Consider the following 13,680-nt stretch of genomic DNA (forward strand, 5'->3'; position numbering starts at 1 on the left):
CTGGCGCCTGACACAGAGTACCGAAAAGAGCGTATTGAGTATGTATAACGAAACACCCATAAAGAGACGTCCTTCAACCCGCATCTATGTGGGCAATGTGCCGATTGGTGATGGTGCGCCGATTGCCGTACAGTCGATGACTAACACTAAGACCACAGATGTTGAGGCAACCGTAGCCCAAATCCGTGCCCTAGAGAAAGTGGGTGCCGATATCGTGCGTGTCTCTGTGCCGACCATGGATGCCGCCGAAGCTTTTAAAGTGATTAAGCAATCGGTGTCTGTGCCCTTGGTTGCGGATATCCACTTCGATTACCGTATCGCCCTGAAAGTAGCCGAATATGGTGTGGACTGTTTGCGTATCAACCCAGGTAATATCGGTAACGAAGAGCGTATCCGCAGTGTGGTGGAGTGCGCCCGCGATAAAAACATTCCTATCCGTATTGGGGTGAACGGCGGTTCATTAGAAAAAGATCTGATGGACAAATACAAAGAGCCTACGCCGGAAGCCTTGCTCGAATCGGCTATGCGCCATGTGGACATTCTTGACCGTTTGAATTTCGACCAATTTAAGGTCAGCGTAAAAGCCTCCGATGTGTTCTTGGCGGTAGAATCCTATCGTTTATTGGCCAAACAAATTCGCCAGCCATTGCATTTAGGTATTACCGAAGCAGGTGGTGCCCGTGCCGGTGCGGTGAAGTCGGCTGTTGGCTTAGGCATGCTGCTTGCGGAAGGCATTGGTGATACGCTGCGTATTTCGTTAGCGGCCGATCCGGTGGAAGAAATCAAAGTTGGCTTTGATATCCTAAAGTCACTGCGTATCCGTAGTCGTGGCATTAACTTTATTGCCTGTCCTTCCTGCTCGCGGCAAGAGTTCGATGTGATCAGCACGGTAAATGAATTAGAACGCCGCCTCGAAGATGTGACGACCGCGATGGATGTGTCTATCATCGGCTGTGTGGTCAATGGCCCAGGCGAAGCCTTAGTGTCACACATCGGCTTAACGGGTGGACATCGTAAGAGTGGTTATTACGATGAAGGCGAGCGTCAAAAAGAGCGTTTCGACAATGACAATCTAGTCGATTCCCTCGAGGCGAAAATTCGCGCTAAGGCGAGCCAAATGGCCAATCGCATCCAAGTGAAAGACACGACTGAGTAACAGACACAGCCGAATCAAACCCATAGATTAGGCGTTATAAAAACACTCAAGCCTTGAGCTAGACCCCGAAACCGACGGGGTCATTTTACGTTTAGTGTTGAACAGCCTATAATGCCTGACATTTTTTATTAATTTAGCGAAAATCGGACGAGTCGATACAGTGGCAAAACAGATCCAAGCGATTCGCGGAATGAACGACATTCTGCCAACTCAAAGTCCTCTATGGCAAAAAGTGGAAGCGGTACTACGTGAGAGCGTGGCTGCTTATGGTTACAGTGAGATCCGCACTCCAATAGTGGAAAATACCGATCTTTTTAAACGCTCTATCGGTGAAGTGACTGATATTGTTGAAAAAGAAATGTATACCTTCGAGGACCGTAACGGTGACAGTTTAACCCTACGTCCTGAAGGCACCGCCTCAACCGTGCGTGCCGGTAATGAGCATGGTCTGCTCTATAACCAAGAACAACGCCTGTGGTACATGGGCCCAATGTTCCGCCACGAACGTCCACAAAAAGGTCGTTATCGCCAATTCCACCAGTTTGGTGTGGAAGTCTACGGCATTGGTAGCGCCGATATCGACGCCGAAGTGTTGATGTTATCGGCCCGTCTATGGGAAAAACTCGGCATTAGCGAGCATGTGACGCTTGAGCTAAACACCTTAGGCGATCCAGCCGAGCGCGCCGCTTACCGTGAAGCCTTGATTGCCTTCTTAGAGCAACACAAGGACAAATTAGACGAAGATAGCCAGCGCCGTATGTACAGTAATCCGCTGCGCGTACTGGACTCGAAAGACCCGCAAGTGCAAAGCATTTTAGGTGATGCACCTGCGCTGATGGATTACTTAGGTGAAGAATCTTCACAACATTTTGCACAATTGCGTGAACTCCTCGACGCAGTTGGCATCCAATACCGAGTTAACCCGCGCTTAGTCCGTGGTTTGGATTACTATAATCGCACGGTTTTTGAATGGGTTACCAATAGCTTAGGCTCTCAAGGCACTGTACTTGCGGGCGGTCGCTATGATGGTTTAGTCGCTCAATTGGGCGGTAAAGATACGCCTGCCGTCGGTTTTGCGATGGGATTAGAGCGCATTGTGTTGCTGCTTGAAACCTTAGAGCTGACCCAAGATATCCTCGCGGCTGTTGATGTTTACGTCGCTGCGATGGGGGATAGCTGCTTGGTTGAAGCCATTAAAGTGGCACAGGAGTTACGCTCAACCTTACCGACACTGCGTGTTATGAGCCACTGCGGCGGCGGTAACTTCAAGAAGCAAATTAAGCGTGCCGATAAAAGCGGCGCACAAGTAGCCTTACTCATCGGTGAAGAAGAACTCGCCGAAGGTGTGGTTACCGTTAAATATTTACGCAATGACAACGAACAACAACGGGTCGCTCGAAATGCACTAAGCGCATTTTTAGCTGAACTTACCAAATAAGGGGACGTGCGCGTGGAAATTTATAGCACAGAAGAACAACAAGTTGATGCTATCAAGCAGTTCTGGAAAGACTATGGAACCTCGATTGTTATCGGGGCGGTCGTTGGTTTAGGCGGCCTGTACGGTTGGAACTATTACTCCGACATGAAAATCGTGAAGGCCGAAGAAGCATCACAGGCTTTCCAAACCTTAACCACCAAATCAACTGACGAAGCGGCCATGCTGGCTGGCGTTGCTGAGTTTTCCAAAAATCACGACCAAAAGGGCTATCAAGCACTGCTGGACTTGATTGTTGCGAAAACCGCGGTTGAAGCGAAAGATTTTGCTAAGGCCGAAGAAGCGCTGAAGAAGGTGATTGCCGCTAAGCCGGGCGCCGGATTAGACACAGTGGCAACACTGCGTTTAGCGCGCATTCAAGCAGAGCAAGGCCAAATCGGTACTGCGCTGGCGACTTTAGAACAAGTGACTGATAAAGCCTTCTTAGCGCAACGTGAAGAACTCAAAGGCGATTTCTTTGTACGCCAAGGCGAAGCGGATAAAGCGAAAACCGCTTACCAAGCGGCAATGGACAATGGCGGTGTTGTGACCAGCCCTGCACTTAAAATCAAACTTGATAACCTAAATCAAGCATAAGGGATCCCTTGATGAAGTCTTGGTGCAAGAACCTGCTAGCCGCTGGGTTAAGCCTAGCCATGTTATCCGCCTGTTCTTCTAGCGATGTGGAAGAAGAACCGGTAAGTGAGTTAACTGCGATTCAGGCGACAGTGTTTCCTGAAGTAAGTTGGAGCGCCTCTGTAGGTGACGGTGTCGGTGATTATTACTCTCGCCTCACTCCTGCAGTTCGTTACGGTAAAATTTTTGCAGCCGACCGTTACGGCGAAGTCGTGGCCTTTGATGAAGCCACGGGTGAGCGCGTTTGGAAAAAAGATTTTAGTGAAGAGTTTCGTGATAACGCCTTAGCCAAAAACAAGGGCGCACGCTTAGCCGCGGGTGTCACTGCCGCGCGCAATAAAATCTTTGTCGGTGGTGAGAGTGGTCTATTGGCCGCGCTGAATGCCGAAGATGGTCAAGTGCTGTGGCATGTCGTGGCTGGGGGCGAGTTACTCTCTAAGCCAACCGTTGCTGACGATGTGGTGGTGGTGAGCACTAGCTCTGGCGCGCTCGAAGCCTTTAACGTCGATACGGGCGCTAAGCTGTGGGCCTATGAGATGCAGTTGCCCAATCTGACCTTACGTGGCACGGGTTCTGCGGCCTATGAGGCGGGTGGTTTCTTTATCGGTACTGCCGATGGCAAAGTCGCCGTTGTGGTGAAAAACAACGGTCAAGCCGCATGGGAACAAGCGATTTATAATCCAACCGGCGGCAATGAGTTTACTCGTATGGCCGATGTGGATATGACGCCGCTGATCTTAGGTGACAACCTTTATGCGGTGAGCTACAACGGTAACTTGGTGTCGATGGAGCTGCGTAGCGGGCGTGTGATTTGGACCCGTAAGTACTCAAGCTTTAATGAACTTGCGTCAGCCGGTTTAAGCTTATTCCTAGTGGATGATCACAGCCGTATCTACTCTGTGGACAGACGTAACGGCTTAGAATTGTGGAGCAATTCTGAGCTGGCGAACCGTACACTCACATCACCAGCCGTGTATCGCGACTATCTGGTCGTGGGCGATTTTGAAGGTTATTTGCACTTTATCGACCGTAGCACAGGCAGTATTGTCGGTCGTATCCAAGTGGACAGCTCTGGATTATTCAGCCAGCCATTAGTGGTGGATGATAAAATCTACGTGCAAGGCCGCAGCGGAAAGTTAGCTGTTGTAACACTTCCTTAGTTAAAAGTGTTATCCTTGTAGAGCCCCTGGAAGTGTGTTCCGGGGGCTTTTTATTGAAAAAGTTTTTTAGAGGCAAAATCATGATCCCTGTAGTGGCCCTTGTTGGGCGGCCGAACGTCGGTAAATCCACCTTATTTAACCGCCTTACGCGTACGCGTGATGCGCTGGTTGCTGACTTTCCTGGCCTAACACGTGACCGTAAATATGGTCGAGCATTCCTATCCGGCTATGAGTTTATCGTGGTGGATACCGGCGGTATTGACGGCACCGAAGAGGGGATCGAAACTAAGATGGCCGAGCAGTCCCTTGCCGCTATCGAAGAAGCCGATGTTGTCTTATTTATGACCGATGCGCGCGCGGGCTTAACCGCTGCGGATTTGTCTATCGCTCAGCATTTACGTAGCCGTCAAAAAACCACTTTCGTGGTGGCGAACAAGATTGACGGTATCGATGCCGATTCTGCCTGCGCCGAGTTTTGGTCATTAGGTTTAGGTGAGGTCTATCAAATGGCAGCCGCCCAAGGTCGCGGCGTGACCAACATGATTGAGTACGCACTGACACCTTACGCTGAAGCTATGGGCATTGAACGCCAAGGCGAAGAGGAAGAAGTCGACGAACGTCAGTACACCGAAGAAGAAGCCGAAGCTGAGCAAAAACGTCTGCAGGATTTACCGATCAAGCTTGCGATTATCGGTAAGCCGAACGTGGGTAAATCGACCCTGACTAACCGTATCTTAGGTGAAGAGCGTGTGGTGGTTTACGACGAGCCGGGAACCACCCGCGACAGTATTTACATTCCGATGGAACGCGATGGCCGCGAATACGTGATTATCGATACTGCTGGTGTGCGTCGTCGCAGTAAAGTCCATGAAGTGATTGAAAAATTCTCGGTGATCAAAACCCTAAAAGCGGTTGAAGATGCCAACGTCGTGCTGCTGATCATCGATGCCCGTGAAGGGATTGCCGAGCAGGATTTAGGTCTATTAGGTTTTGCCTTGAACGCGGGCCGCGCCTTAGTGATCGCCGTCAACAAGTGGGACGGTATCGATCAGGGCATTAAAGACCGCGTTAAGAGTGAACTCGACCGCCGCTTAGGCTTCATCGACTTTGCTCGCATTCACTTTATTTCGGCGCTACATGGCACAGGTGTTGGCCATCTGTTTGAGTCGATTGAAGAAGCTTACGACAGTGCGACTCGCCGCGTGAGCACCTCGATGCTGACCCGCATCATGCAAATGTCGCAGGATGACCATCAGCCACCATTGGTGAACGGTCGCCGTGTGAAACTGAAATACGCCCACGCCGGTGGTTATAACCCGCCAATCGTGGTTATTCACGGTAACCAAGTCAGCAAGCTACCGGATTCTTACAAGCGCTACATGATGAACTACTTCCGTCGTTCATTGAAAGTGGTCGGTACGCCAATTCAGCTACGTTTCCAAGAGGGTGATAACCCGTTTGAAAACAAGGTTGAAAAGCTGACCATGAGCCAAGAACGTCGCCGTAAGCGCGCCCTGAGCCATATTAAAGATCGCAAGACAAAGTAAATCTGCGGTATTGGCTTAAGCTGAACATAAAAAAGGAACCCTAGGGTTCCTTTTTTCTTGGCGCATTTTAGGGGGAAATCTTAAGTCTTGTTTCGATAAAATGTATAGCTATGGGCTATGGGCTTGAGTGTTGAGCCTAAAGGCTGTTGTGTCTTAGCTTTTATCCGTTATGTGCGTCACTGTCGACTGCACCTGCCCATGGAGTAAACGAGTGTTTATCCTATCGCCCACACTCAGCTGAGCGGCATTGTCTATGACTTGGTTATTTGCATCTGTGGTGATGCTGTACCCCCGGCTCAAGGTGGCTAATGGACTGACCGTTTCCAATTGATGGGCGGCATATTTAATTCGCTGCTCACTTTGGTTAAGGGTATCTTGCATAGCATCCTGCAAACGTGTCGCTAAATAGCTCAACCTATTGGTCTCGAGTGCGAGCTTGTGCTTTGGGGATTGCTGCTCGAGGCGATTTGCCAGTTGCTGCTGACGGCGACTTAAACCGTGCAGTTTGTTAGACAATGCGGCTTCGAGTCTTAATTGCATCTCATCGAAACGCTGCTCAAATTGCTGCAGGGTGCGCTTAGGATCTAAGCGTTGCAGTCTGTGTTCGAGCAAACTTAAGCGTCTTTCCTGCTTGAGTTGATAGTGGCTGGCGCTCTGTTTGAGGCGCGACAGTACTGTGGCTAAGCGTTGGCTTTTATTATCGCTATCCTGAGACAGTAGTTCTGCGCCCGCAGAGGGTGTCGGGGCGCGAACGTCGGCCACATAGTCACTGATGGTTGTGTCGACTTCATGGCCTACGGCGCTGACAACGGGTAGGGCACTGTTGTAAATGGTATGGGCGAGCGCTTCGCTATTAAAACACCATAAATCTTCGAGTGAGCCACCGCCACGGGTGAGCAGTAATACATCGACCTCCAGTCGTTGATTGGCGATATTGATGGCTTGGCAGATATTGAGATCCGCGCTCTCACCTTGTACCTGAGTGGGATAAATTATCACTTCGATGGAAGGATCGCGTCGGGCAAGCACATGCAACACATCGCGGATAGCCGCGCCCGTAGGGGAGGTGATGACCCCAATGCGTTGAATATTTTTCGGAAGCTGGCGTTTAGTGTCGGCGGCAAATAATCCCTGCGCCGCGAGCTTCATCTTGAGCGCTTCAAATTGTTGTGCCAGTAAGCCATCCCCCGCGGGGAGCATAGACTCAATCAATAGTTGATAGTCGCCTCTAGGCTCGTACACGCTAATTGCGCCTTTTACTAGCACTTGCTGACCATTCACTGGTTTAAAGCTCACGCTTTGGTTGCGTCCCTTAAACATGGCGCAGCGAATTTGTGAATAATGATCCTTAAGGGTTAAATACCAATGGCCCGAACTGGGGGCGGAAAAGTTGGAAATTTCACCATTTAGCCAGACTTTTCCCAGTTGTCCCTCGAGAATTTGCCTGACTTCACCATTGAGGCGTGAGACGGTATAAATATTATTTTTAGGGACTTGCATGTGTTTTCTCGTGCAAATGGGATTTTTTCACTATTTTCCATTTACCGCTCCCCAGATGCAAGGTATAATCCCGCCGCAATATTTCACCTCTAAAATCCTACTCAACTGGGGAGATGTTGCCTATGCTACGTTTAATTAAAGAAGCGCTAACCTTTGACGATGTGTTACTTGTTCCTGCGCATTCGACTGTACTCCCAAGCACCGCCATCCTTAAAACTCGCCTGACCAATACCATTGAACTGAATATTCCACTTGTGTCTGCCGCTATGGACACTGTGACCGAAGCGCGTCTTGCTATCGCCATGGCACAGGAAGGTGGCTTAGGTTTTATTCATAAAAACATGAGCATAGAAAAGCAGGCCGAAGAAGTTCGTAAAGTAAAAATTTACGAAGCGGGTGTGGTTCAACAACCTGTGACGGTAACGCCTTCAACTACGCTGGCGGATCTTAAAGTACTGACCGCGAAGAATGGTTTTGCGGGTTACCCTGTGGTAAACGAAGCCAATGAATTGGTGGGGATTATCACTGGCCGTGACGTACGTTTCGTGACTGACTGGAGCAAAACCGTAGAAGAAGTGATGACGCCAAAGGCGCGTTTAGTCACTGTTGCGGAAGGCACTAAGTTAGATGAAGTGCAAAAATTAATGCACTCAAACCGTATCGAAAAAGTGTTAGTTGTCGATGATAACTTCAAGCTGAAAGGCTTAATCACAGTAAAAGACTTCGAAAAAGCCGAGCGTAAACCTAATGCCTGTAAAGACGAATTAGGTCGTTTACGTGTGGGCGCCGCCGTGGGTGCGGGTGCGGGTAACGAAGAGCGTGTCGATGCGCTGGTGAAAGCCGGTGTTGACGTGCTGCTGATTGACTCTTCTCACGGCCACTCTGAAGGCGTGTTGCAACGTATCCGTGAAACCCGCGCTAAATACCCAGATTTACAAATCATCGGTGGTAACGTGGCAACAGCTGAAGGCGCATTAGCCCTAGTTGAAGCCGGTGTTAACGCGGTTAAAGTCGGTATTGGCCCTGGTTCTATCTGTACCACTCGTATCGTGACGGGTGTGGGCGTGCCACAAATTACCGCAGTGTCTGACGCTGCCGAAGCCGTAAAAGGTTTAGGGATCCCTGTTATCGCCGACGGCGGTGTACGTTTCTCGGGTGACTTAGCCAAAGCCTTAGCTGCAGGTGCATCGTGCATTATGGCGGGTTCAATGTTCGCGGGTACTGACGAAGCGCCGGGCGAAACTGAACTCTACCAAGGCCGAGCCTATAAGTCATACCGCGGTATGGGTTCTTTAGGTGCCATGTCTCAAGGTTCTTCTGACCGTTATTTCCAATCTGACAATGCTGCCGACAAGCTGGTGCCAGAAGGCATCGAAGGCCGTGTACCTTACAAAGGCAAGCTCAAGGAAATCATCCATCAACATATGGGCGGTCTGCGTTCATGCATGGGCCTAACGGGCTGTGCCACGATTCAAGAACTGAACGAAAAAGCGCAGTTTGTGAAAGTGACTTCTGCGGGCATGGGCGAGTCCCACGTTCACGATGTGACTATCACTAAAGAAGCGCCAAACTACCGTTCAGGTGCGTAAACGTTTGTGATAACGGGGCGGCGATAAGCCGCCCCGTTATTAAGATTTGTATGCCCTCAAGATTGAACCTCGCAGTCTTGAGCTAAGTTAAAACAATAGATGAGATAAAGGTTATCCATGAGCGATATTCATGAGCATAAGATACTGATCCTCGACTTTGGATCTCAGTACACCCAGCTGATTGCCCGTCGTATCCGTGAAATTGGTGTTTACTGTGAGTTATGGGCGTGGGATGTGACCGAAGCCCAAATCCGTGAGTTTGCCCCTAACGGGATTATCCTCGCTGGTGGCCCTGAAAGTGTGACTGCCGACAATTCTCCCCGCGCACCTGAATATGTGTTTAATGCTGGCGTACCTGTTCTAGGTATTTGCTACGGCATGCAAACCATGTCTGAGCAGCTCGGCGGTAAAGTGATTCAAGGCGTGGGCGAAGGCGAGTTTGGCTACGCTCAAATCGAAATGTTAGCGCAATCGGCCCTGTTTAAAGATATCGAAGACGCAGTGAGTGCCGACGGCAAATCTCTGCTCGATGTGTGGATGAGCCATGGCGATAAAGTTTCGGCTATCCCAGAAGGTTTCGTGGCCGTTGCTAAAACTGACACTTGCCCATTTGCGGCCATGTCTAACGAATCCAAACGTTTCTACGGCGTGCAGTTCCACCCTGAAGTTACCCATACCCGCCAAGGTATGCGTATGCTGTCGCACTTTGCCTTGGATATCTGCGGCTGTGCGGCCAACTGGAAACCTTCCTCAATCATCGAAGACGCTATCGAACGCTTGAAAAAGCAAGTAGGCGACGATGAAGTGATTTTAGGTCTATCTGGTGGTGTGGATTCATCGGTAGTGGCCATGCTGCTGCACCGCGCCATTGGCAAAAAACTGACCTGCGTATTCGTTGATAACGGCTTACTGCGTTTAAATGAAGCGAAGCAAGTGATGGAAATGTTTGGTGACCATTTCGGCCTGAACATTGTTCACGTCGATGCGGAAAACCGTTTCCTCGATGCGCTGAAAGGCGAAGCCGATCCAGAAGCGAAACGTAAAATCATCGGCCGTGTATTCGTGGAAATCTTCGACGAAGAAGCCAAGAAATGCGTTAACGCTAAATGGTTAGCCCAAGGCACCATCTACCCAGACGTGATTGAATCCGCTGGCAGCGCCACAGGTAAAGCCCATGTGATTAAGTCGCACCATAACGTTGGTGGTCTGCCAGACGATATGGAGCTGGGTCTGGTTGAGCCACTGCGCGAACTCTTTAAAGACGAAGTGCGTAAGATTGGCCTTGAGCTAGGTCTGCCATACAACATGCTTTACCGCCACCCGTTCCCAGGCCCTGGCTTAGGCGTGCGTGTACTGGGCGAAGTGAAGAAAGAATACTGTGATTTGCTGCGCCGCGCCGATGCCATTTTCATCGAAGAGCTGCACAAAGCTGATCTTTATAATAACGTCAGCCAAGCCTTTACCGTGTTTTTACCGGTTCGCTCTGTCGGTGTGATGGGCGATGGCCGTAAATACGATTGGGTGGTGTCACTGCGCGCCGTTGAAACCATCGACTTTATGACCGCTCACTGGGCACATCTGCCATACGATTTCTTAGGCCGAGTGTCTAACCGTATCATCAACGAAATCGATGGTATCTCCCGCGTGGTTTACGATATTTCAGGTAAGCCACCTGCAACCATCGAGTGGGAATAATTCCCTGTCTTGATAACATGATGCATTAACGAAAAGGCGCCAAGTGCGCCTTTTTTATTGGTTATGGGTATAATTGCCCACATTGTTGATTAAAGAGAATCCTTAAGTGGAGCAGACAAAACTGAACCCCAAAACCTTGCATGCGAATACGCCTAGCCCTGATGAACTTGGCTGTGATGATCTTGGTTGTAATGAAGCTACTGCTGATGTGCTAACTGGCGAGCAACCTTGTCTCAATCAAGCGAGTCTCAATCAAGTGAGCCTTGAACAAGCTCGAGTCGATGAACATTGGATGCGTGTCGCGATGAGTATGGCTGAAAAGGCCGAGGCAGCGGGTGAAGTACCTGTGGGGGCGGTTTTAGTCAAAGGTGGTCAGCAAATCGCGGCCGGATATAATTTGTCTATCAGTGAGCACGACCCCTGCGCCCATGCTGAAATTCAATGTTTGCGAGCTGCGGGTCAAACGATTGAAAACTATCGCCTCCTCGATACAACTCTTTACGTTACCCTCGAGCCTTGTGCCATGTGCGCCGGAGCTATGGTGCATAGCCGAATTGCCCGCGTGGTATTTGGCGCAAAAGATGAGAAGACGGGCGCCGCAGGAACCGTGCTTAACCTCTTGCAGCATCCAGCCTTTAATCATCAAGTTGAGGTCACATCTGGGGTGTTAGCGCAGGACTGTGCTGACCAATTGAGCCGCTTTTTTAAACGTCGCAGGGAGGAAAAGAAGGCTTTAAAACAGGCTCAAAAGGCGCAGCAGGGAACGCTATCCTAAGGAGTTTAGGGACTCGCTTAAGCGTTAGTCTTGGGCTTGGATAAACGTAAAAAACAGTTTGTGGCGATTGAGCACCCGGCGATGGCGAATTTTCAATGTGGTGCGACGGCGTGATGCGCTGTTATTGATGGTTTTTCTTCTCATATAGACCCCGTTTTGTATCTTGTTATTGTCTAGGTTAAGGCTTTTTTGCTTTGGTTAACGGCTATGGGTTAACGCGCAATGATTATTATATTGACCTGTCACTATGACAGTATCAGCAGAGATCTCAGGCGGCAATCCCCCTCGATGCATCTGCTTTATAAAACAGCATTTTTAGCCCAAAGCTAGCTCACTTTAGCCTGTATTGGCTTAATCTAAGATTAAAATCGTGGTTTGATGGCCGCAAAAAAGCAAGGCTGCGGCGCAAGTCAAGTTATTGAGGGGGAAGCGGTTAGGACTATTTGGGCTTATCAGGGCTGAGGGTGCTGGGCACTGGCGCTGGGCCATCTTCCGAGGCGAGGTCGCTTGGCTCTTCCTCATCGCTATTTTGCTGTTTAGATTGATTATCGACCCAGACTAAAGTGTCGTAATAACGGCGGATGCTGTCGACGTAATGAACGGCTTCGCTACCACGGGCATAGCCGTAGCGAGTCTTTTGGTAATATTTACGCTTTTGCAGCAGTGGCAATACCTTTTTAAGATCCCGCCACGCGTTGGGATTAAGCTCCATGGATTCGGCGAGCTTACGGGCGTCTTCCACATGGGCATAACCGATATTGTAAGAGGCTAGCGCAAACCACATGCGTTGACTCTCGGGGATAGACTCGGGTAAGCGATTTATCATATCCCGTAAATAAGCGGCGCCGCCGCGAATACTTTCTTCCGCATCGAGGCGGTTCGTAATGCCAATTTCTTTGGCGGTCGGCTGTGTGAGCATCATCATGCCGCGCACCCCAGTGGGTGAGCGGGCATTAGGATTCCAATGGGATTCTTGATAACTTGTGGCTGCCAATTTACGCCAATCCAAGTCACCAGCGTGGGTTTCGAATAGCTGACGATAACGAGGCAATACGGTTTCTATGGCGCGCAGGAAGGCGCGGGTATCAATATAGTCGAAACGCTTAACGTGGCCAAAGTACTTTTCATTAAGGTGATCGAGGGTACCGGCGAGTTTTTCTTGGTGCCAAAACGCCAATAGCTGACTCATCAAGCCGTCACTGTGCGTGGGTGGCAGTAACCAAACCACATCGAGCTTTTCTTCTAGCACGAGCCCTGAACGCAGATCCGGTAAGTAACGGCGGTTAATCTGCACGCTGCTCGAGTCGGCGATGGTGTAGTCGATTTCCTTGTTAGCGATCATCGCCAGCAGCTCTTCGCTGTCTTTATCTGTGACTTGATCCCACACCAGCGTCGGATGGCGTTTCTGTAATTGCGTCAAGGTTTCCACAAAAGAAGAGTCGGCAATTACGGTAATTTTGCCTTTTAAGTCCGTAATATCTTTGGGTGTTGGCATGCCTTCACGGTAAACCAGTACTTGATTGACGCGATACAGCGGCGGGCCTAAACGGAATTGTTCGCGCCGCGCTGGAGTTTCTGTCATCCCCGCGGCAATGATATCAATCTCGTTTTTTTTCAGTGCATCATAGAGTTCGGCGCGGTTGGTATAAGGCACCATTTTTAAGGGCACATCGAGATACTCGGCAAACAGCACCGCCATATCGTAATCGAAGCCACTGTTGCCTTGGCCCGAGGTCATATAAATTTGCGGGCCATAAAGGGTGCCGACCCTTAATTCGGTGAGTTTATGGGGGACATATTCTGTTTCTTCCACGGTCACTTGCTGACAAGCCGTCAGTAAGAAACCTAAGATAATCGCGAACAGAAATCGAGTCATTAAACACACTTTATTAAATAAAATCAAAATGATGAACAGTAGAAGGTCAGTGAGGTAACAAGGATAAACTGGCTGACATTGCTGTGATTATATCCGTTTGTCGCCAATTACGTAAAAAAATCGTACCGCATGGAATACGAAGGAGGGGAAAAGGGCCGCTTTTTATCTTAATAGGAAACACTGTTTTACGTAAGGTCACAGGTGATTTGTGACAGACATTTCCTTATAATAGCGCCATCTCTGACCCCTGCAATTATAAATATAAGGTGAAT

10 protein-coding genes are annotated in these 13,680 nt (G+C 49.6%); 8 read left to right on the forward strand and 2 right to left on the reverse strand.

Features of this window, described 5'->3' with window-relative positions:
- The first annotated feature begins 40 nt into the window (after positions 1-40).
- From ispG to der, 5 genes are all read left to right on the forward strand, one after another.
- Positions 41-1,156 (forward strand): flavodoxin-dependent (E)-4-hydroxy-3-methylbut-2-enyl-diphosphate synthase, encoded by a 1,116-nt coding sequence (gene ispG / locus K0H60_RS06570; RefSeq protein WP_011622016.1) that lies wholly within the window; start codon positions 41-43, stop codon positions 1,154-1,156.
- Positions 1,157-1,316: 160 nt separating this feature from the next.
- Complete coding sequence (gene hisS, locus K0H60_RS06575; protein WP_220057635.1) at positions 1,317-2,594, forward strand: histidine--tRNA ligase; 1,278 nt, start codon at positions 1,317-1,319, stop codon at positions 2,592-2,594.
- Positions 2,595-2,606: 12 nt separating this feature from the next.
- The gene (locus K0H60_RS06580; protein ID WP_220057636.1) at positions 2,607-3,227 is read left to right on the forward strand and encodes a tetratricopeptide repeat protein; all 621 of its coding nucleotides are present in this window, start codon (positions 2,607-2,609) and stop codon (positions 3,225-3,227) included.
- A gap of 11 nt (positions 3,228-3,238) precedes the next feature.
- A complete protein-coding gene (gene bamB, locus K0H60_RS06585; RefSeq protein ID WP_220055029.1) occupies positions 3,239-4,426 on the forward strand; it encodes an outer membrane protein assembly factor BamB in 1,188 nt (395 codons plus the stop codon).
- Positions 4,427-4,506: 80 nt separating this feature from the next.
- Positions 4,507-5,973 carry a ribosome biogenesis GTPase Der gene (gene der, locus K0H60_RS06590; protein WP_011622020.1) on the forward strand — a complete coding sequence of 489 codons (1,467 nt, stop codon included), beginning with the start codon at positions 4,507-4,509 and terminating at the stop codon, positions 5,971-5,973.
- Between the two features lie 153 nt (positions 5,974-6,126).
- On the opposite strand, the gene xseA is transcribed toward der, so the two are convergent.
- Positions 6,127-7,473, reverse strand: coding sequence for an exodeoxyribonuclease VII large subunit (gene xseA / locus K0H60_RS06595; protein WP_220057637.1), 1,347 nt, complete (start codon positions 7,471-7,473; stop codon positions 6,127-6,129).
- A gap of 122 nt (positions 7,474-7,595) precedes the next feature.
- On the opposite strand from xseA, the gene guaB reads away from it, so the two are divergent.
- From guaB to tadA, 3 genes are all read left to right on the forward strand, one after another.
- Positions 7,596-9,062: an IMP dehydrogenase gene (gene guaB, locus K0H60_RS06600; protein ID WP_220057638.1), complete on the forward strand. Its 1,467-nt coding sequence runs from the start codon at positions 7,596-7,598 to the stop codon at positions 9,060-9,062.
- A 117-nt stretch (positions 9,063-9,179) separates the two neighbouring features.
- A complete protein-coding gene (gene guaA / locus K0H60_RS06605; protein WP_220057639.1) occupies positions 9,180-10,757 on the forward strand; it encodes a glutamine-hydrolyzing GMP synthase in 1,578 nt (525 codons plus the stop codon).
- A gap of 256 nt (positions 10,758-11,013) precedes the next feature.
- Positions 11,014-11,532 (forward strand): tRNA adenosine(34) deaminase TadA, encoded by a 519-nt coding sequence (gene tadA / locus K0H60_RS06610; RefSeq protein WP_258405819.1) that lies wholly within the window; start codon positions 11,014-11,016, stop codon positions 11,530-11,532.
- A 439-nt stretch (positions 11,533-11,971) separates the two neighbouring features.
- Here the strand turns inward: tadA and mltF are convergent, their stop codons facing one another.
- Positions 11,972-13,408: a membrane-bound lytic murein transglycosylase MltF gene (gene mltF / locus K0H60_RS06615; protein WP_220057641.1), complete on the reverse strand. Its 1,437-nt coding sequence runs from the start codon at positions 13,406-13,408 to the stop codon at positions 11,972-11,974.
- Positions 13,409-13,680 lie beyond the last annotated feature (272 nt).

It is taken from the genome of Shewanella mangrovisoli (genome assembly GCF_019457635.1).
In the GTDB taxonomy this organism is placed as follows: Bacteria; Pseudomonadota; Gammaproteobacteria; order Enterobacterales; family Shewanellaceae; genus Shewanella; species Shewanella mangrovisoli.

Bases quoted from the DNA above. Each gene is read 5' to 3' on its own strand.
- guaA (WP_220057639.1), top strand. From the start codon at position 9,180: ATGAGCGATATTCATGAGCATAAGATACTGATCCTCGACTTTGGATCT.
- guaB (WP_220057638.1), top strand. From the start codon at position 7,596: ATGCTACGTTTAATTAAAGAAGCGCTAACCTTTGACGATGTGTTACTT.
- ispG (WP_011622016.1), top strand. From the start codon at position 41: ATGTATAACGAAACACCCATAAAGAGACGTCCTTCAACCCGCATCTAT.
- xseA (WP_220057637.1), bottom strand. From the start codon at position 7,473: ATGCAAGTCCCTAAAAATAATATTTATACCGTCTCACGCCTCAATGGT.
- mltF (WP_220057641.1), bottom strand. From the start codon at position 13,408: ATGACTCGATTTCTGTTCGCGATTATCTTAGGTTTCTTACTGACGGCT.
- der (WP_011622020.1), top strand. From the start codon at position 4,507: ATGATCCCTGTAGTGGCCCTTGTTGGGCGGCCGAACGTCGGTAAATCC.
- bamB (WP_220055029.1), top strand. From the start codon at position 3,239: ATGAAGTCTTGGTGCAAGAACCTGCTAGCCGCTGGGTTAAGCCTAGCC.